Annotated in this window: 13 protein-coding genes; 10 read left to right on the plus strand and 3 right to left on the minus strand. The window is 50.6% G+C overall.

Annotated elements, in window-relative coordinates:
- Positions 1-17: 17 nt before the first annotated feature.
- The 3 genes from AC0YN3_RS27680 (at position 18) to AC0YN3_RS27690 (ending at position 7,217) form a co-directional block, all read left to right on the plus strand.
- Entirely contained in the window at positions 18-1,670 is a 1,653-nt protein-coding gene (locus tag AC0YN3_RS27680; RefSeq protein ID WP_475778131.1) for a type 2 periplasmic-binding domain-containing protein, read from the plus strand.
- A gap of 83 nt (positions 1,671-1,753) precedes the next feature.
- Positions 1,754-4,066: a glycoside hydrolase family 3 N-terminal domain-containing protein gene (locus AC0YN3_RS27685; RefSeq protein WP_475778132.1), complete on the plus strand. Its 2,313-nt coding sequence runs from the start codon at positions 1,754-1,756 to the stop codon at positions 4,064-4,066.
- Positions 4,059-7,217, plus strand: coding sequence for an alpha-mannosidase (locus AC0YN3_RS27690; protein ID WP_475778133.1), 3,159 nt, complete (start codon positions 4,059-4,061; stop codon positions 7,215-7,217). Before AC0YN3_RS27685 ends, AC0YN3_RS27690 begins: the two co-directional genes overlap by 8 nt.
- A 129-nt stretch (positions 7,218-7,346) precedes the next feature.
- Here AC0YN3_RS27690 and AC0YN3_RS27695 read toward each other — a convergent pair whose 3' ends face one another.
- The 3 genes from AC0YN3_RS27695 to AC0YN3_RS27705 all read right to left on the minus strand — a co-directional run bounded on the left by AC0YN3_RS27695 (position 7,347) and on the right by AC0YN3_RS27705 (position 11,892).
- Positions 7,347-8,225: a tetratricopeptide repeat protein gene (locus AC0YN3_RS27695; protein WP_475778134.1), complete on the minus strand. Its 879-nt coding sequence runs from the start codon at positions 8,223-8,225 to the stop codon at positions 7,347-7,349.
- Positions 8,226-8,252: 27 nt separating this feature from the next.
- Positions 8,253-9,218, minus strand: coding sequence for an ATP-binding protein (locus AC0YN3_RS27700; protein WP_475778135.1), 966 nt, complete (start codon positions 9,216-9,218; stop codon positions 8,253-8,255).
- An 82-nt stretch (positions 9,219-9,300) separates the two neighbouring features.
- On the minus strand, positions 9,301-11,892 hold the full coding sequence (locus AC0YN3_RS27705) for a winged helix-turn-helix domain-containing protein (RefSeq protein ID WP_475778136.1): 2,592 nt from the start codon (positions 11,890-11,892) through the stop codon (positions 9,301-9,303).
- Between the two features lie 162 nt (positions 11,893-12,054).
- On the opposite strand from AC0YN3_RS27705, the gene AC0YN3_RS27710 reads away from it, so the two are divergent.
- From AC0YN3_RS27710 to AC0YN3_RS27740, 7 genes are all read left to right on the plus strand, one after another.
- Positions 12,055-15,468, plus strand: a complete 3,414-nt coding sequence (locus AC0YN3_RS27710; protein ID WP_475778137.1) for an S-layer homology domain-containing protein — start codon at positions 12,055-12,057, stop codon at positions 15,466-15,468.
- A gap of 178 nt (positions 15,469-15,646) precedes the next feature.
- Positions 15,647-16,030 (plus strand): hypothetical protein, encoded by a 384-nt coding sequence (locus AC0YN3_RS27715; protein ID WP_475778138.1) that lies wholly within the window; start codon positions 15,647-15,649, stop codon positions 16,028-16,030.
- 13 nt (positions 16,031-16,043) lie between these two features.
- On the plus strand, positions 16,044-16,841 hold the full coding sequence (locus tag AC0YN3_RS27720) for an alpha/beta hydrolase (RefSeq protein WP_475778139.1): 798 nt from the start codon (positions 16,044-16,046) through the stop codon (positions 16,839-16,841).
- Between the two features lie 200 nt (positions 16,842-17,041).
- Positions 17,042-17,410, plus strand: coding sequence for a GntR family transcriptional regulator (locus AC0YN3_RS27725; RefSeq protein WP_475778140.1), 369 nt, complete (start codon positions 17,042-17,044; stop codon positions 17,408-17,410).
- Positions 17,407-18,315, plus strand: a complete 909-nt coding sequence (locus AC0YN3_RS27730; RefSeq protein ID WP_475778141.1) for an ATP-binding cassette domain-containing protein — start codon at positions 17,407-17,409, stop codon at positions 18,313-18,315. Before AC0YN3_RS27725 ends, AC0YN3_RS27730 begins: the two co-directional genes overlap by 4 nt.
- The gene (locus AC0YN3_RS27735) at positions 18,284-19,030 is read left to right on the plus strand and encodes a hypothetical protein (RefSeq protein ID WP_475778142.1); all 747 of its coding nucleotides are present in this window, start codon (positions 18,284-18,286) and stop codon (positions 19,028-19,030) included. The genes AC0YN3_RS27730 and AC0YN3_RS27735 overlap by 32 nt, the downstream gene beginning before the upstream one ends.
- 254 nt (positions 19,031-19,284) lie before the next feature.
- Positions 19,285-21,108 carry an ATP-binding protein gene (locus tag AC0YN3_RS27740; protein WP_475778143.1) on the plus strand — a complete coding sequence of 608 codons (1,824 nt, stop codon included), beginning with the start codon at positions 19,285-19,287 and terminating at the stop codon, positions 21,106-21,108.
- Positions 21,109-21,137 lie beyond the last annotated feature (29 nt).

Consider the following 21,137-nt stretch of genomic DNA (forward strand, 5'->3'; position numbering starts at 1 on the left):
TTTTAGGAGGGGTCCATTTGAAAAAAACATTTTTCAGCATGCTTGCACTCGTATTATGCGTCACATTGGTTTTGTCGGCTTGCGGAAAAAGCAATGAAGGCAATAATGCGGCTACGAACACCGAAGACAAAAATACAACCGAAGAAGCAGGGCCGGTTTCGATGACATTTTTTGCTCCCCAAGGGAAAGCGCCCTTAGAGGACAACAGCTATACGAAGCACGTGGAGGAAAAATTCAATGTCAAAATAAAATGGGATCTCGCTCCTGCGGACGCGCTGACGGACCGCCGTCAATTGCTGCTTGCCAGCGGTGATTACCCGGAGGTTTTCCTCGAGGGGAAATTCTCGCATACGGATTTGCTGACTTACGGCAAGCAAGGCGTATTCCTTCCTTTAAACGATTTGATTGATCAATATGCTCCGAACATTAAAGCGATGATGGAGAAGAAACCGTATTTTAAAGACGCCATTACGGCAACGGACGGCAACATTTACGCTCTTCCGCGCCTTAATGAATGCTACCATTGTACGTTCTCGCAAAAGTTTTGGATGAACCAAGAGTGGCTCGATAAGGTTGGTTTGGCTGTTCCGACTACGACAGACGAGCTTTATGCGGTATTGAAAGCTTTCAAAGAAAAGGATCCGAACGGAAACGGCAAGGCCGATGAAATCCCGCTTACGGGCGCACCGAACAAAAACGTATGGAACGGCAACATCGACGCTTATTTAATGAATTCCTTCATCTATAACGATAATGGCAAATATTTGACCTTGAACGATGGCAAAGTCGGCTTTGCGGCTAACCAGGAAGGCTGGAAGCAAGGCTTAATTTACATGAATAAGCTGTATAAGGACGGTCTAATCGATCCGGCGGCATTTACCCAAAACGATCAAGCGATCGGCCAGCTTGGCAATCGCGAGGGCGACGAGATCGTAGGCTCGATTACGACTGCGCTCGTTAGCTATCTGGTCAACCCGTACGATGAGAAGCTAAGCAGACATAAGCACTGGGTAATCGTACCGCCGCTCAAAGGACCGGACGGCGTGCAGCTGGCAGGCGCATCGCAGGGCATTAGCGAATTCCAATTCGCCCTAACGAACAAAGCTTCCGAGGCACAGCAAATCGCTGCGATTAAAATGATGGATTATGCCTTCAGCGAGGAAGGCGCGATTAAGAGCGAATATGGCTCGGAAGAAGGAATTGGCTGGAAAACAGCGGAAGCCGACGAGAAAAACATTGACGGCCAAGCTGCCAAATACAGCTTTAAAGGGATTCCGGTAGCTGATCCGGACGCTATCCGCAATGACAGCTGGTCTTTGATGGGCCCGAAGGACTTGACGAAGGAATTCCGCGATCTGTTTGCCGTAGGACAGGATCCGCTCGCTCCTGACGGCTACGAAACGCGCCTTGCGCAAGCAACGAACGCGTTCGCCCCTTATTCGCCAAAAGAGATTTACCCGTCCGGCGTCTTTATTCGTCCGGAGGACACGGATGCCGCATCGCAATTGACGACATCGATTCAAGATTATGTAACAACCAATATGGCTCAATTCATTATAGGCAGCAAAGACATCCAGAAGGATTGGGATGCCTACGTGAAAGGCTTTGACGGCTTGAATCTCGCCAAATATATTGAGATCTACGGCAACGCGATCAAAAAAGCAGAATAAGAATAACGAATGGCTGGCAGGGAGTATAACCTTAGGGTATGCTTCCTGCTGCTATATATGGAGCATGATAAGGAGAATCAACTATGAGCTACAAGGACTCATCTTTCCCGATCCCGGAACGGGTAGAGCATCTGCTAAAGGAAATGACGCGAAATGAGAAAATTGGCCAGCTGCTGCAACCGTTTGGCTGGAAAACATATGTGAAGGAAAATGGAAAGGCCATACTGTCGGACGATTTCCAAATGCAGGTAAAGGACGGCGGGATAGGCTCGTTATATGGCGTTCTGCGTGCCGATCCATGGACGGAGGTTACGCTTGAGAACGGCCTCTCGCCTGAAGAAGGGGCAAGGGCGATTAATGATATCCAGCGCTTCGCGATCGAAAACTCACGGCTTGGCATTCCGATTTTGTTCGGTGAGGAGTGCTCGCATGGCCATATGGCAATAGGCGCGACCGTCTTTCCTGTGCCTTTGTCAGTGGGAAGCACTTGGAATGTCGATTTGTACCGCGAGATGTGCCGGGCTATTGCGCTGGAAACGAGAAGCCAAGGCGGGGCAGCGACGTACTCGCCGGTGCTGGACGTCGTGCGCGATCCACGGTGGGGCCGAACGGAGGAATGCTTCGCCGAGGATCCTTTTTTAATCGGCGAGCTGGCGGTGGCGGCAGTGGAGGGGCTGCAGGGAGAAAGGCTGGATGCGGAGGGAAGCGTCATTGCGACGCTTAAGCATTTTGTCGCTTACGGCAGCTCGGAGGGTGGACGAAATGCGGGACCTGTCCATATGGGCATGCGCGAGCTGCATGAATCGGATCTGCTTCCGTTCCGCAAGGGCGTGGAGGCAGGCGCTCTCTCCGTAATGACCGCTTATAACGAAATCGACGGCATTCCCTGCACCTCCAATGCTTATTTATTAAAGGATCTGCTCCGCGGGCAGTGGGGCTTTGACGGCTTCGTCATTACGGACTGCGGCGCCATCAACATGCTGGCATGGGGACATGACGTAGCCGAGAATGGCGAGCATGCGGCCGCGCTCGCTCTGAAAGCGGGCGTCGATATGGAAATGTCGGGCGAAATGTTCGGCAAGCATCTGGAGTCGGCGCTGCAAAAGCGCTTGCTGGAAGAAACCGAGCTGGATGATGCCGTAAGACGCGTTTTAAGCATTAAATTCAAGCTAGGACTGTTCGAGAATCCGTATGTTAATCCTGAAAAAGCGGTAGAGGTAATTGGATGCTCCGAGCATGTCCGGCTCGCCAGGCAAATTGCGCAGGAGAGCATTGTGTTATTAAAAAATGCGGACCAGACGCTTCCGTTAAAAAAAGATATGCGCAGGATTGCCGTTATTGGACCGAATGCCGACCATAGGTACAATCAATTGGGCGATTATACCTCGCCTCAGCAGCGCGGCCAAATTGTTACGCTGCTGGACGGCATCCGCAATAAGCTGGGAAGCGGCGCGGACGAGCAGGTGCTTCACGCGCTCGGCTGCCGGATAAGGGGCGATGCCAGAGAAGGCTTCGAGCATGCGATTTCCTGCGCGGAGCAAGCAGACGTTGTCATTATGGCAATCGGTGGCTCCAGCGCTCGGGATTTCGGCGAAGGCACGATTGATCTGCGTACTGGTGCATCGGTGGTTAGCGAGCATGCATGGAGCGACATGGAATGCGGCGAAGGGATCGACCGTGCTGGTCTCGGGCTGCTTGGCGTTCAGCTGGAGCTCGTTCAAGAAATATATAAATTAGGAAAGCCGGTCATCATCGTCTATATCAATGGCCGTCCGATCGTGGAGCCATGGATTGACGAGCATGCCCACGCCATTGTCGAAGCATGGTATCCGGGGCAAGAGGGCGGGAATGCGATTGCCGATATTTTATTCGGCGATGTGAATCCTTCGGGACGCCTGACGGTTTCCGTACCTAAGCATGTGGGCCAACTGCCGGTTTACTATAACGGCAAGAGGAGCAGAGGCAAGCGGTATTTGGAAATGGACAACAAGCCGCAGTATCCGTTTGGCTACGGGCTTAGCTACACGGAATTCCGGTATGGACGCTTGCAAATCTCTCCGCAGCGAATCGGTCCTGACGAAGAAGCAACCGTTCAAATCGAGGTGACTAATATGGGCCAGGTATCGGGCTCGGAAGTCGTACAGCTGTATGTAACGGATAAGACCAGCTCGGTAACGCGGCCGAATAAGGAGCTGAAGGGTTTCCGCAAAGTGCAAATGGAGCCTGGCGAGACGAAGACGGTGACATTCCCGATTTCTCGCGAGCATTTGCAGCTAATCGATCAAAGCTTCAAACCGGTCGTAGAAGAAGGTGAGTTTATAATCATGGTCGGAAAAAATGCCGAGGATTTCGTGAGCGGAAGCTTAATGGTAAAGGATGAGGGTAAACATGCATAGAATAAACCGCTTTTTGCAGAAGCTGGCAGGCATGCAGTGGAAGGAGGCAATCCCGCTTCCCGATTGGGAAATGAGGAAAGCGCGTTATATCGTGCCCGGCGTTTATGAATACGAGTCAGATGATTTCTTCGTTCAGGCCATGGATCCTTTGAACAGCACGCAGGGCGTGACTTATTTTTTGCGAAAACGGCTTGAAATTCCATATGCATGGCAATCGGATATTGCCGGACTGGCCGTAGATGGCGGGGGCGAGGGACTGCTGAAAGTAAACGGCGTTCCGTACCACGGCCTAGACCGCAACCACTCTTTTGTCCCGCTGCACATGAAGGGAGCCGGTTGTAATCCCTATATTGAAATCGAGCTGTACGACCCGATACCCGAGCCGGTCGATCCTTTAAATGCGCAGGCGACGATTGCTCCGCCGATACCTTATATCCGGATCCAGCTTGTCCGCGTCAATAAACCGCTGCAAAGCCTGATGTATGGCATGAAAGCCGTCTATGAGTCTGCATTGCTGCTGCCGGAGCAGGATCTGAAAAGGCTGAGGATCAAGGAGGCGTTGCATGAAACGATGGATGAGGCCGAACGTCAGCTGGATGCCGGGGGCATAGACGGAGACTGGCTGACTGGTTTGGAGGAAAGGCTTGCCAAGCAGGTCAAAGCGATCGCGCCTGCGCAGGGTGTTAACGGCAAGGTACATATGGTCGGCCAGTCGCATATCGACGTTGCGTGGTTATGGCCAGTTCGGGAGACCGTGCGCAAAGTAAGCAGAACGTTCTCCACGATGAACACGCTAATGCAGGAATACCCGGATTTCGTTTATACGCAGAGTCAGCCGCTGCTGTATGCTTTCGCGAAGGAGCATTACCCCGACCTCTATGCGCAAATCAAGGAAAGAGTAGCCGAAGGCCGCTGGGAGCTGGTTGGCGGCATGTGGGTCGAGCCGGATTTGAACATTCCGAGCGGGGAGTCCCTTGTGCGGCAAATACTATACGGGCAGCTCTTTTATAAAGAGGAATTCGGCAAAACCTCCGCGATCGAATGGCTTCCCGATACGTTTGGCTATTGCGCTTCCCTGCCGCAGCTGCTGAAGCTGGCAGGCGTCGATTATTTTATGACAACCAAATTAAACTGGAATGACACCAATCGTTTTCCTTATGATCTATTCCACTGGGTCGGCATCGACGGCACGTCTGTCTTATCCTATTTGAGCCACAGCTTGAACGTGCATACAAAGCCGAAGGACATTCATGAGCATTGGGAAGCATACCGGCACAAGGACAAGCTGGATGAGCTGATGCTGCTTTATGGCCATGGAGACGGCGGAGGCGGCGTGACTAGAGAAATGGTGGAGCTTGCCAAGCGCTCCGAGCTGATGGTCGATTTGCCCAGCGGCCATTTCAGCACGGCAGCCGAGTTTTTCGGAAACGCCTGGGAACGTAGGGAGGAATTTCCGAAGTGGCATGGCGATTTATATTTGGAGCTGCACCGCGGCACCTATACGACCCATGCACGCAATAAGCGGAGCAACCGAAAAGCCGAAGTTCTATACCGGGAGGCGGAAATTTGGAGCAGCCTGGCTCGAGACGCCTTCGAGCCAGGCCAAGCGGAGGCGGCACAGGCGATGCTGCATGAGGGATGGAAGCTTATCTTGCTGAACCAATTCCATGATATCATTCCGGGCACGGCTATTCCGGAGACGTATGTGACATCGGCCGAAGAGTACGAGCAGGTGTTCAAGCTTGGCGAAGCGTGCTTGGAGCAAAGCCTGACGGCTCTCGGAAGGGGCATTCATGCGCAAGGTGAAGGCATCCCGTATTTCGTATTCAACAGCTTAGGCTGGGATAGGGATGATATGGTATCGATCGAGCTAACGGACGAACGTCAGCCATGCGCAGCATTCGATGAGAATGGAAATTTGCTTGAAAGCGATCTGCTGCAACATGTAGGGAAAGACGGCAAAGTAACGCTGGATATTAGCGTGAAGAACATTCCTGCCTTCGGTTATACGACGCTTTGGCTCAGGCCGACACCGTTAGCAGGGACGGAGGGCGTAACGGTTAAGCCGGAGCTGGGCGATTCATGGGAAACGACGCATTATGCAATCGCATTTAATGCCCAAGGCGAAATCATTCGCTGGCATGATAAGTCCGCGGGCCGCGAATTGGTCTTGACCGGTGAGAAGGCGAATGAATTTCAGCTGTTTTTCGATAAGCCTTTAATTTGGGATGCATGGGATATCGACCCAAGATTCGAGGCGCAGCGAGCAGCCTCCGCACAGCTGGTCAGCAAGGAGGTTATCGTCCAAGGGAAAGCGCAGGACGTGCTTCGTTTTAGGTGGCAGCTGGGCAAATCCTTCATCATACAGCATATTGTTTTTTATCATGATAAGAAGCGTGTCGATTTCAAAACGACAGTCGACTGGAAGGAGGAGCATAAGCTGCTGAAGGTAGCTTTTCCGGTCGACATTGTTGCCAGCAAGGCTACTTATGAAATTCCTTTCGGCGCTTTGGAGAGGCCGACGCATACGAATACGAGCTGGGAGCAGGCGCAATATGAGGTTTGCGGACATCGTTTTGCGGATTTATCCGAGGGCCATTACGGAGTGAGCTTGCTGAATGATTGCAAATACGGCTATGACATTAAAGAAAGCACAATGAGGCTCTCCTTATTGCGGGCTCCAAGATGGCCGGACATGACTGCTGACCAAGGAGTACATGCGTTTACCTATTCGCTGTATCCCCATGAGCAGGATTGGCGCAATGCCCATGTTCTGCGGCATGCGATGGAGCTTAATCATCCGGTGCGGGTAGTGGAAGGCGAAGCCGCCGCTGCGGCCGAATCCGATCTGCTCAGGCTACCAAGCGCACTGCCTTCGAAGCAAGAACTGGTGCGGTTTGAGAGCAGACATGTCATTTTGGATACGATCAAGGCTGCCGAGCGGGGAGAAGGAACTATCTTTCGGTTATATGAATCAGCTGGAGGACGCGAGATGGTGGCGCTGCGGCTGCCGCTGCGGCTGCCGCTGGCTGCAAGGGAGGCGGCTGTCGTCAATTTATTGGAAGAGGATCTCCATCTACTGGACATTCAGAATGGTGCCGTACAGCTGAGCTTTAAACCGTTCGAAATCATAAGCATTCGCGTGCGTTAACCAGCTTCCAGTTCGAAATCAAGATAGGATGAAACGAAAAACATCGCTCCGCTTCTAACGACGCTTAGAAGCGCGAGCGATGTTTTTTAGCTCAAACACAAGTTTGGGTTGTAACGGTTCGGAAAGCGGTTATTTTCGAAAGTTCCAGCCGAAGAGCTTAACATGCACCATTAAGCGCGTAATCCAATAGGTAGCATAATAGAGAACGATAAAGACAATGACGAGCGGCCTGAAAATAATCCAAAGCCCAATCCATATGACGAGCACCTGCCAAGGCTTCATTCGTTTGGCTAAGGTGCTAGGGTAGAGGAGAACACGGTAAAGCTTGTATGTTTTTTGGAGTCCCTCCATGTATTCCTTGCGGATTTGCTGATCATCGGGGTCCAGCCGTATGGCATTTTTCAGCATGATCAGGTAGTCATCATAATCATTCCGTCTCTCCGCGGACCAAGCAAGGTAGAGATAAACAAGATCGGATTCGACTTCAAGGCGCAGCGCCTTGCTCGCAAGCAGCCTTGACTCGGAGAAATTGCGAAGGAGCGCTTCATTATAGCTTAAATTAGCGAGATACAAAGCATTTTCGGGCGATATTTCAAGCGCCTTCAGCAAGAGGTCTCTCGCTTCTTCGAATTTGCTCGTCTTATTGCATATATTGGCGCGCAGGAAATAATAATGGGGCTCGTAGGGATCGATGCGCTGACCTTCGACGATCGCCTCCATGGCAGATTTCCAGTGCTCCATGGTGTAGTAGGTATTGCTTCGCACGAACCAGGCCAACGTATTCTCCGGATCATGCCGAAGGGATTGGCCTGCCCAATGAAGCGCCTGATCATATTGATCCTGAAGCAGGCAAATATGGGCGAGCAGCGCGATAGCGTTCGAGTCTTCCGGCGTATCCTGAATGAGGGAGACGGCTAGCTTCCGCGCTTCATCAAGCTTCTTCCATGCGATGAGTTGTTCGATTTCCTGGTAACGCTTATTCTGGAGCTCTTCATCCCAATTATCCATCCCAGTCATTTCCTCGCTCTATCGTCATTATTTCAATCCGCTCTGCTTCATGTAATCCAAAACAATCTGGTAGTCTTGGTTAACATCGCTGAAGGTGGCGTAGTTTTTGGCTGTCGCGAACCAATCCAGCGTGGTCGCTTTCCGCTGCTTGGACGCTTTCTTCAGGTCATCCTGTACGATGGGCTGAATTTCCCCAGTTTCGAGCGTGCGCTCCAGTGCGCATTCGACGGCATCCTTTACGATTTGTTCCAAGTCCGCACCCGAGAAATGCTTGGTTTCTTTGGAGATTTTACTCAAATCAAGCGAGGACATCGGTTTTCCTGCTAGCTTCAGCTGCAGAATGGCAGCCCGTTCGGCTTCCTCTGGCGGCGGTACAAAGATCATATGATTAAATCGGCCTGGTCTGCGCAGTGCGGAATCGAGGTACCACGGCGTATTGGTTGCACCGATTACGAATACCTGGTCATTAAAGGTACGCAGCCCGTCGAGCTCCATCAGAAGCTGATTCACAAGTATGCGGTCATGATGCTGGCGCATCTGGTTCCGGCTGCCGCCCATGGCGTCCAATTCATCGATGAAAATAACGCAGGGCTTGTTCTCGCGCGCCTTCTCGAATATGTCATGCAGGTTGTTCTCGCTTTGCCCGACGTACATGCCAAGAATGGCTTGAAGCTCGATATGCATGAAATTGGCATCAATCTCGCCTGCAACCGCGCGCGCAAGGAAGGTTTTACCGCAGCCGGGAGGCCCGTAGAGCAGAAGGCTACCGCCAGCCTCCTTGCCGTAAGCCGCGAAGAGCTCGGGCTGCTTAAGCGGCAATATGAAGTTCATGCGGATTTTCTTCTTCACGTCTTCAAGCCCGCCGACGTCCGCGAAATTTTCTTCCGGCTTCTCGGATTCTACTAAATCCTTGCCATTATTATCGAAACGAAGCACCTTCAGCTTGTTGCGGCGGCGATCGGCAAGATCGTCGCGGCCGTTGTCATCCGACATTGTCATCATCCTTATACAAACAAATTTGTTATTAGTGTACCAAATTTCCGGCAAAGATTGGGTATTTTATGTTAGCTGTGAGCTAATCTTCTTTCAGCAGCTGCAGTTCTTCGGCGGCAAGCAAAGCTTGCGTACGCGAGGAAACGCCTAGCTTGACATAAATACGAGAGAGATAGACTTTGACGGTTCCCTCGGACAGCATGAGGGTCTGGGCGATCGTTTTGTTCGAAGCGCCTTGACGGATAAGCTGAAGGAGCTGAAGCTCGCTGCGGCTAAGCTCCTCTAGCTTTGAATCGGAGGAAGCCTTGGCACCTCTCGCAGGAAAGGCTTGCAATAGCCTTTGTACGTAGTCCTCCGAGACAGAGCCAGCAGGGAATGCTTCCGGCGTAAGCAGGCGTTGCTTCATATAGCTATGGAGCAATGCCCGCATACGCTCGCCTTCGTCCGCATAGCTCCGCAAATAGCCGAACGGCTCAGTCAGCGCAAGCGCTTCGTGCAAAATGCTGAGCGCGTTTTTTCTGCGGCCTAGCTGATCCATCAAGCAAGCTTCAAAAATGGCCAGTTCAACGGTGCTCACCAGATGTCCTTCTCTCATGGCTTGAGGCTTTAGATAGGAAACAATCCTTAGCGCTTCGGTTTCTTTCCGCTGCGCTCGCAGAAGCCTCGCAAGCGTCACGTATTCGAAATAGCGGTTGAAGACCGGCTTCTCCTTCAGGGAGATTTGCAGCTTCGGAAGCTCCTTCTTGGCAAGGGAAATGCTTCCATCGAACAGGTGCAGGCGAATTTTACATGCGATTAGAGCTTGCTTCCAATGTAGGCTAGCTTGCTCAAGCAAAGCAAATTGCATTGCTTCATCGATCGTATCATGGGCCAAATAGGAAAGTCCTTGCGCCATGTAAGCCATGGCTTGGGTGATGCGGTTAGGCACAAAAAGCCCGAAAGTTTTGCTCGATCGAGCCGCGCGGTCAATGATGCCTAGTAGAGCTTCAGCTTCCTTCAGGCGGTTCCACTCATAATAGCCTTCGCAGAGGGATTGCATCACGTAAAGGTTGATTAGCGATTCGTTCCAGTTATGCGCTTTGAGCGTATGGGTAAAAAGTATTGCGATCTGCTCGGTGTCTGCGGTGAGCGTGCCGTTCATGCCGAAGGAAGTGCGCCGAACGAGCGGCTCCGTCAGATTGTAGTTGAAATTATAATAAATCGAGCTATGCGGGAGCATGTCATCTAAGCCTTTGCTGGCAAAGGAAAGCCATTTCTCGAATCTGCCGCTTGAGAACAGCAGGTTCGACTTCGCGAATAATAGGCCGCTTTGCATCTGCTGGTCGTGGGCGGCTTCGGGAAGCTGTTCAATATGCGCAAGCATCTCCTCTGCGCGGTCGGGCTGACCGTTAACGATGAGCACGAAGGCGTGAAGAAGCGAGGTTTCATGCGTCCTTCCAGCTGGCGTATGGGGAAAGAAGTCCAGCCAGCGCAGCAGGCTGGAGAATTCGCCCTGCATTAACAGTGCTGGCGCATGCTTCTCTAGCAGCTCTTCCGTAAGCGCAGAGTCATGCGCAGCAATGGCATGGTCTAGCGCTTCAACGGTAAATCCGCGCTCGGCCAAGCTGATGCTTGCGGCACGGTTATAAGCCATCCACAGGTCAGGATGAAGCTGCTTTAATCGATTTTGCAAAAACTCAGCGAACAAATGATGATACCGGAACCATTCGTTATGCTCATCGAGCGAAATCAGGAATAGGCTCCGGGCTTTCAACTGCTCCAGCATGCAGCGGGAATCGGGATGCTTCGTGATCACGCTGCAGAGCTCGGCATCCATGCGCCCCAGCATAGCGGTCTGAAGCAGAAACTGAGACATCTCCTCAGGCAGCCCGGTCAATACTTCTTGAAACATGAAGTCAGCAACGGCGCGGTGACCGCCGGTGAAGCTGGCGATGAGGCGGTCGTAATCGGTCTCCGTTTGAAGCGAGATGGAGATGAGCTGGAGTGCAGTAACCCAGCCCTCGGTTCTCTCGAATATGCCATTCAGCTGTATGGCTGTTAAAGGGAGCAGCGCGGTGTCTTTGTAATAGGTTTCCGTTTCATCCCGCGTGAATTGGAGCTGGCCGATATTAAAGTCCAGATGCTCGGATTTGGCCGTCCATTTGACGAGGGAGAAAGGCAGCTCCGATCGCGAAGCAATGACCAAATGGGCATTTATCGGAAGATGGTCGATGAAATAAGCCGTGCTGCTATGAATGTCTTGGTGCTGTATATATTGGTAGTCATCCCAGATGAGGACAATCGGTTGATTATGCATATGCAGCTCATTAATAAAGGCGTCCAAAAAAGTATCGATGGATGCGGAGGAGAGCAGCGGCAGCAGCCCGGCAAAATGTTCCATGGGCTGAACGGATGGCATCGAAGCGACTGCCTGCACGGCATAACGCCAGAAACGAATCATGTCGTTATCGCGTGCATCCAAAGAAAGCCAGCTTGCATGTACGCTTGTTTGATGAAGCCATTGGCTCAGAAGCGTTGTTTTACCAAAGCCCGCAGGAGCGCAAATGCTTGTTAATCTGCGCTGAGTGCCGTCGTTCAGCCGGTCGGTTAGTCGATTTCGGGTAACGAGGTTTGAACGCATAACCGGAAGCACGGTTTTGGTTTGCAAAAATACGTGATGAAGTGATGGGTTCATAATGCCTCCGCTAGTGATGACAAAATTGTCTATTATTCTATTATAGGCTACCTTTTCCGACAAAATCGAGCAAAAGTTAACTTTCGTCAATCGTTTTGCTGTTTATTAGTTGCTAGTATCAATAAAAGCGATAAAGCGCTCTAATACAGGAGAAAAATCACGATGAGGGAAGTGGGACAATTGTTTCGATTAGTAGGCGGGAGCCGAGCAGCAAAGTTGGCGTTAGCGGCATCCTTGTTCTCATGCGGCTGGGCAGGAATGGGACAAGGCATCGCAGCGGCGGAAGGGACGACCGGAAGCTACAGCTTCGAGCGGATGGCACCGGAGAATGCCCATTATTTCAAATCCATAACGGGCGTTGCGGCAGACGGAAACGGAAACGTATACGTCACGGAGTGGAACAAGCGGGAAATCAGCATATTTAATGCGGAGGGAGAGAAGCTCGGCGAGCTCGGAAGCATTGACGGTGCTGATTTTAGCCCGCGTAAATTGATTGTATCTAAAGCCGGTTTTGTTTATGTGACTGACGGAACTGCGATATTTAAGCTGGAAGTGGGCGCAGACTACGATTTCACGATCGTGGAGGAATGGAACGGAGCGGAACAATTCGGCTACATTGTTTCAATTGCCGTTGATGAGGCGACAGGGAGAGTCTATGCAGCGGATGAGAGCTTGAATCAAATATGGCTGCTCGAAGAGGGGGAGTCCGATTTCGGGAGCTGGACGACCTATGAGACAGCGGAGGAAGGAAGCAGCAGCTTCAACCGCCTGTCAAGCATCTCCGTTGATGCATCGGGGCAGCTTTACGTTGCTGAGAACGGCAACCGCATTCTAAAGCTAAGCGGCGATGGCTTGCTGCTGGATCAATGGGATGGAGAGCAGGCTCCGGTAGCCATTGACGAAATCGGAGACATCGAGCCAGACGGGGAAGGCAATCTATATGTGACGGATCGAAGCAATAACCTTCTCGTGCGTTTCGACTCGGAGTGGCAGGCTGCTGTGGTTGGGGAGGAAGGAAGACGCAATGGGCAGTTCGATTCGCCGCAAGCGATAACGCTAGCGAACGACGGAAGCGTGTATATTGCGGACCAATATAATTATCGTATTCAGAAGTTCGATGCTTCACTTGGGCATTTGGATACATGGGGGAGCCTAGGCGGCGAGGCGGGACAATTCTATATCCCCGAAGACATTGCAGTTGACGCTGACGGCAACGTATTTGTAGCGGATCAAGGCAATAATCGCGTACAGCAGCTTAATAGCGAGCTGGGTTATGTGCAGGAAAAGGGCGCCGAGTCCGATTTCTCTCCTTTGGGGCTAGCGGTTAATGAGGCAGGTCAGCTGTATATGACAAGCAATAGCAATCTGATTAAGTATGATCCGGCGGATGAATCGATTGCCGTTGTCAGCAATCGGCTTGGCGATCCGCGCGACTTGGCGTTCGACCGCGAAGGCAACGTTTATGTCGCGAATACAAGCGGACATACCATTGAAGTGTTTGATTCTGCAGGAGAGAACATTGCCAGCTTTGCCGGTAAACCGGATTATAGCGGCGGTTTTTTTAGCTTTAGGCCTCAAAGCATTGCAGTGGATAGCGAGAGAAACATCGTATATGTGACGGACTCCATCCATGTACAGACGTTTACGCTTACGGGCGAGCCTCTCGAAGCCGAGTGGGCGGAAATAGGCGAAGACGATGTTGGATATCTTTCGGATATCGCACTTGACGTTGTGGGCAATGTGTATATTGGCGATAGCGTGAATAATCGCATCCTGAAATATGCTCCTAACGGAGAGCTTCTGGAAAGCTGGGGAGAAACGGGCAAGCAAGAAGGAGCCTTCGATGGTTTGCGAGGCATCGCGGTGGATCTGCGCGGTAATGTTCTGGTAACCGAGAGCAATAACAACCGGCTCCAAAAATTCGAGTTTTTGCAAAATCAATTAGCGGGAATCGCTTTGTCTGCCGGATCGCTAAACGAAGCATTCGACGGTAGTAGGAGCCTGTACACGGCTAAAGTCGAAAATAAAGTCTCGAGCATTTCAATTACGCCTTCTGCGAGGCAGGAGGGGGCTCGCATAGAAGTGAATGGCGAGTTTGTGGAAAGCGGAGCGCCCTCTGCAGCCATCGCGCTGACGGAAGGAGAGAGGGAATCCATTGCAATAACAGTTACCGCGAGGGACGGCCAAATTCGCAGCTATGAGCTTTCTGTGTTACGTTCAGCAGGCGAACCAGGCGGAGGAGATGGAGGCAGTGGCGGTGATGGAGGAGATGGAGGTACTGGCGGAGACGGCGGCACGGGTGGCGTCTCTCCGACGCCTGGAAGCGGGCTGCTCGACCAGTCCATAGGCGGCCAAGCCGGACAAGCCATCCTGCAGAACGCAGTTGCGCGTCAGACAGCGGATGGTTCCGCAGAGATTACGATAAGCAAAAGCGGCGTGGATGCCCTGCTTGCGCTAAAACCGCTGCCTGCATCCGTTATTATTGGCGTATTGCCTGGCTCCGTGGACCAGGTGGATCTGAAGATTCCGGCAGCGATCGCGCAGCTGGCAAAGCAAACCCCAGAGGCCGAATTAGAGCTGCGGACTGCTATTGGCACATTGAAGCTTCCGCTTCAGGAGTTAGCGAAGCAAGTGGACCCTTTGACCGACTCGATTCGGATTACGTTGCATGCCTTTGGCGGCGCAAGCACGGAAACGAAGGAAGCTGAACGAGTCATGCAGTTAAATAGCTCAGAATCGGTGGGTTCCCCGCTGCTTGGCTTGAAGCTGGAAGCATGGAACGCCGACGGCACTGTCAGGCCGCTCGAATATCAAGCTGGTTATGCTAAGCTCATATTTCAACTACGTACGGGTGTTGCCGAACAGGATTTGGCTGCCGTATCGTTAACGGGCGGTATGAAAGAAAGCGTGTATGGCGTCCCGGCCAGCTATGGAGAAGGGAAAGCGGAGCTGAAGCTGAAGAATGGCGGCAATTACACGATATGGAGGCATGTTACCAGCTTTAAGGACGGGAAGGATGCAGCTTATGCGATAAAAGCCATCCAAGCGTTAAGCAACAAATTTATCGTGCAAGGAATGAATGACAAGAGCTTTCAGCCGTTTGGCGAGGTGACTCGCGCGCAGTATATAACGATGGTATTGCGGGCGGTAGGCGTTAAGCCAGCTCCTGCGCAAGCAGCTGCGTTTATAGATGTGAAGGATGGGCAATGGTATGCCGATGCTGTCATGACGGGTTATCGCTTGGGGCTCATCAATGGATATGAGGACGGATCCTTCAGGCCTTCCGACGTAATAAACCGCCAAGAGATGGTGACGATCCTTTTCAATGCGCTCAAGTATGCCGGACACGAGGAAGCTTTGCCTGCTGAGGAAGCGGGTAAATGGTTAGAAGAATTTAGCGATGAAGGTGAAATTGCGCCTTGGGCGCGCCAAGCAGCAGCTTATGCCGTAAAGCATAAATGGATGAATGGTACGGGCGAGGGCCGAATTAGCCCGGCTGCCGAAGCAAATCGCGCGCAGGGGGCCGTACTTATTTACAACATGATGCAAGGACTAGGTTTGATAAGCAGCGAATAGGGTCAAAAGGGTATTTCTTAGCAGGCTTTCGCCTGATGGAGAAATATCCTTTTTTTATCCGATTCGTTGCTCGTTGATAATCAATTCCGCGAAGAAAGCTAGGCTAGCAGGCATGCTTTGCTAGAGACATGCGTTCTAGCGTATGATAAAGGCTGGACAAAACGGGAGGCGTTAGCAGATGAGCAAGCCGCGTATCGGTATGGTTGGTCTGGGAGGCATTGCACAGAAGGTTTATCTGCCTATTGCAGTCTTCACGATGCTCGATGACTATCTTCATGTTGTAGATACCGCAATTTGGCTTGCGAAGGGATCTTTAACGTCAGTAACGGGCACGGTGAGAACGAATGAGCAGAAGCAGCTTCTGCACGCGCAGCATCATTTCGACACGTCTGAAGGCTACACGGTATCCACCGCCATGCATCGGCATGCAGGCACGGGGCTTGAGCAGCTTGAGATCGTTCAAACGGGTGAGATCGTCCGCGTTCAGAATATGAATGTGCTTGAAGTGGACGCCGAGGAAGCTTTGAAATCACAACAGCTGCTCATGAGCATGCTGGAATAAAGGGAGTGCAGGTATGAGTCAACAATCACAAGCGTTACAAGAGCCTAAGCAGTGGCGGAAGCGGAAGAGACTAATATGGGCAGGAGCTATTGCCTTGCTGCTGTTATTATTGCTTGCTGTCGTTTACCAAGTCATGCTCTATACGCCATCCGATGCGGCGAAGGCTGCAATGAAAAGCGATGAGCAAGTCGAGGTCAGCATCGGACAAGCCGGCTATCGTTTTCAACCGAAAGCAGATAAGGATGCGGTTATCCAGCCGAATGTTATTTTGTATCCGGGAGGCTTGGTAGATCCTAAAAGCTATGCACCGCTTGCTCGCAAACTGGCTGAAGCCGGGCACCGGGTATATATCGCTAGCATGCCCCTTCACTTAGCGTTTACGGGAACGAACAAAGCAGATAGCTTCCTTGCCGAGCACCCAGACGAAAGCTACGTCATCGGCGGGCATTCGCTTGGTGGCGTGTTTGCATCACGATATGCCGCAGGGCACATGGACCAGATAGACGGCGTATTTTATCTGGCTGCTTATGCGGATAAAAAAGGGAGCCTAGCGGATGCCGAGTTCCCGATCCTCCAAATAACCGCATCAAATGATGGGGTTCTGGATTGGGAAGCATGGGGCAAAGGAAAACAATATATGCCGAGCCAGACGCAGTACGTTACGGTTGAAGGCGGCAATCATGGACAGTTCGGTTCATATGGCACCCAGAAGGGAGACAAGCCGGCGGGCATTAAGCCCGAGAAACAATTGGAGGTTGTCAGCAGCGAGCTGCTGGGATGGATGAAAGGGATGCAAGCCGGCGAATCTTAAGCTGGCCACCGGCAGGTTGCAGCCAATAGGTAAACGGAAAGCTGTTTTCGGGAGGTGGTTGCCTCCTGGAGGCAGCTTTTTATTATGTGTATGCTCCAGCATACCGGACGAGCTTTCATTACTAATTGTTGACAGGGAATTCATTGTGTTATATGGTTAGTTACATAAGTAACGAACCACACAAGTAAAGAGGTGATCACTTGTTTGATGATCGTAGTCCCATATACCAGCAAATAGCAGACAAAATCAAAGACGATATCGTTAGCGGAGTACTACAAGAGGATGAGCAGGTTATGTCTACGAATCAGTATGCGGCATTTTACCGGATTAATCCGGCAACGGCAGCGAAAGGCTTTCATTTATTGACGGAGGAAGGCATTTTGTATAAGAAAAGGGGGATTGGCATGTTTGTTAGCGGTGAAGCGAGGCAGTCATTGCTTAGTCAGCGTAGAGAGCGTTTTTTCGAAGAGGTCGTTGATCGAATGCTGGCGGAAGCAGAAACCATCGGCGTGCCGATCTCCGAGATCATTGGACGAATCGAACAGGCGAAAGGGAGCGATGAATCATGACGCTTGGCATTGAGGTTAACAATCTGCAATTGAAATACGGTTCGTTTACTGCGATCAAAAATGTGACTTTTTCTCTTGCAGGCGGTAAGATTTATGGCTTGCTCGGTCGGAACGGCTCCGGTAAAACAAGCTTGCTGTCTATCCTCGCTTCATATCGCGAACAAACGAATGGCAATGTAACCATCGGCGGAGAAGCGCCATTCGAGAACGCGAAAATAATGGAGCAGGTTTGCTTTATCCAGGAAAGCGGCTATATGTCAGACAGCTCCTCCGTATCTGACGTTCTTCGGCTATCGGCGAGCTGCTGGCCGAATTGGGACAGCGAATACGCTGCACACTTAATAGCGTTATACGAGCTGCCGTTAAAAAAACAGGTGTCAGCGCTCTCGCGAGGAATGAAATCTGCGCTTGGCGTAACCATCGGCCTCGCTAGCCGTGCTCCGGTGACTATATTCGATGAAGCCTATCTCGGTATGGATGCGCCGTCGCGTTATGCGTTTTACGATGAGCTCCTGAAGGATTACATGGAAACGCCGCGTACGTTTATCTTATCGACCCATTTGATCGAGGAGGTTGGTTCCTTGTTCGAGGAGGTGCTTATCTTGGATCAAGGCCGCCTTATTATGCACGAGGAGACGGATGTGCTCAAATCGCGCGGAGCTTCGATTACCGGCCCGGAACAGGCGGTCGACCAAATCACTGAGGGGCTGACCATACTAGGGCAGCAGATGCTGGGCAGAACGAAGTCGGTGACGGTGTTCGGAGAGCTGACGGAGGGGCATCGCAAACGTGCGCTTGCCGCTGGACTTGAGCTAGGTCCGGTCTCGCTTCAGGATTTATTCGTACATCTGACAAGGAAGGAGGGGATGAGCAATGAGCAGAACGAGAAAGCATCCCGCCCATAATGTAGCCAGCCAGCTGCTGTACACCTATCGTTGGACGTTCATCGTTTATTGGATTGTTTTCATCTCTATATTTCTAGGCATTGCCGTGTTCTTGAATTCCAATATGTTTAACAGTGAAGGGTTTGATTCGCAAAGCGCATGGGAAGGAGCGTCCAGCTCGCCCAAAATCTTTCTTATGGTTATCGGCATTTTATTGACGCCATTATCGTTAGCCAGCTTCGTTTCCAGCGGCGTGACGAGAAAGCATTTTATCATCGGCGGCAGTTTCCTGGTAACGCTGATATCGGCCATCTTTGCGTTAGTCATGACAGCAGGGTATCCGATTGAGCAAATGGTTTATGAGCAGAACAATTGGACGCAAGCGCTTAAAAATCCGCATATATTCTCTTCTTCCGACCAATTAATAGGTATTTTCTTTGAATATTTCTTTTTGTTCTTTGCTTATTTCGGAAGCGGCTGGATCATCGGCTCAGGTTTTGTTCGATTCCGGTGGCAGATTGGCGTGATTATCTCCGTTGCTGCCCTATTGCCCGCGATGGCAATGGAGCTGGTCCTCTCATCCGATTGGATGGGAAGGCTCATGCAGACCGTGTTCGAGGTCGATCGCAACCCGATCGCTGTAGTGGTCGTGCTTGCGGTTATCGTGATGGCGTGCATAGTGGGGATGAATTTTTTGATGCTTCGACGCGTGGCAATTAAGAAACGTATGGTTTAATGAAAGGGATAGCCCTTCCTCCCGTGATCTTAGTGATCGGGGGGTATTTTTTTTTTCGCAATTGGCGTGAAATTGTTTACTATTTATTTGTATACGCGGTAAAATGGAAGTAGGAGTTTTATCGAAGAATGTCGAATTATAGCACATAATTTGATTAATGGTTGAGGTGCGGAATGAAGGCTATACATAGATTTGTTGCTTTTCTTATTATAGCGGCGCTAACCTTTTTTGCTTTTTCGGTGGCGGCCTCCAATGTGCAAGCACAAACAGAATCGAATAACATAACGCAATGGGAATTGATGTGGGATGAAGACTCCGTTCCGGACATAGAAGAAGCGAACGGCTCCCCGACGGCGGGAGAGTGGCAATCGTTTGCATTCGGTGACGCATTGCCGGACAAGCCTGCCCACATTCGCGCAGCCTGGCTTAGATTTAAGCTTCCGGAGTACTACGCGCTGGCTGGGCCGGCTGTTTTAATAACGGAGCTAACGGCCAAGGATGTTATGATCTTCATGGATCAGAGGGTCGTATATGAATCAAGCAGGAATTACCCGTTTAACAAAAACGAGATCTTATTGTCACTAAGCGATGCAGAGTCTGGCCAATACGTTTATTTGTTTGTGCAGACCGATTCAGACTGGCTTGGATTTAAGGAACAGCCTGAAGTTGGAGAGGGACAAGCGCTAAACAAGGACTTTTTGAAGAAGGAAGTCTATGACGTTATTCTTGGATCTATTTTGCTGTTTGTCTCCTTGGCACTGCTGCTTTGCTTTATATTTTTGAACAGAACCTATCTCGCGGGTTTAGTTTCGCTTAGCTTTGTCATTCTCTCGATAAGCTTAATGATTCTATCTCTATCCCCATACGTGCACACGATGTACAGCCATTATGGAAGCGTGATGTATTATCTGTTTGACATAGGCTCTAATTTATTGATGCCGTCATTGTTTTTCTTTTTTGAGAAAATTTTCGGAAAAGGGCCATGGAGGATCATTAGCCGATTCAGAAAGCTGCAAGTTATCGTATCTATCCTTACTATTATTTGGTTATTCCTTTCCTTTACTTCGAGCGAAATTGGCAGCGCGTATACCTCAGCTACCATTATTACCTTCGGTGGAACGATTATCATAGGAAATGGTTTGCTATTTATTTTACTCATCCGTTTTTGCTTCCAGAAGAATAAAAACGCAATTATTATGGCAACGGGTTTTGGCATATTTGCAGCTATTGGCGTGATAGAAGTCATTTGGTATTTCATAAGCGAAATGAACTACGAGATGTTTTATTGGAAATGGGGAATCCTGACCTTCCTTGTCTCGCTCTTATTTATATTGGCCAGAAGAATTATTGAAAGCTACGATCAGGTACTGAAATACTCCCAGCAGCTCGAGGTGTTCAATAACGAACTGCAACGCTCGGAGAAAATGGAGATCATCAGTCAACTAGCTGCTTCCGTAGCCCATGAGGTGCGCAATCCTTTGCAAGTTACGAGAGGTTTTCTTCAGGTGCTGGGCAAGAGCCCAAGGGATGAGAAAGAGAAAGGGTTCATGGTGCTTGCGATCGAGGAGCTTGACCGTGCATCGGAAATTATTACGGATTTTCTGATGTTTGCCAAGCCGGAGTTGGACCAGATGACTACGCTTAACGTAGCAGAGGAAATTTTGAAAATTGAAGCGATTCTCGTTCCCCTGGCTAACATGCAAGGCAGCGTCATCAAGGTTGAATTGGCTTCAGATTTATATGTGCATGGCAATTCGTCCAAGCTCAAGCAAGCTCTGATTAACATTATTAAAAATAGTATTGAATCGCTAAATAAAGGCGGAACAATCGACATAAAAGCTTATTCAAAAGATAACCGTCATGTAGTCATTTGCATCAAAGACAACGGTGAAGGGATGAACGAGCATGAACTGAAGAAGCTGGGAGAGCCTTACTATTCCAAAAAAACAAAAGGCACGGGCTTAGGGTTAATGGTAACCTTTCGAATTATTGAGGTCATGAAGGGGAGCATTTTCTTTACAAGTGAAAAAGGAGTTGGGACGGAAGCTACCATTCAGTTCCCAATGGTAAAAAAATAGCGCTGATTGCTCAAGGGCAATCAAGCGCT

The sequence above is a fragment of the Paenibacillus sp. J22R232 genome (assembly GCF_056269165.1).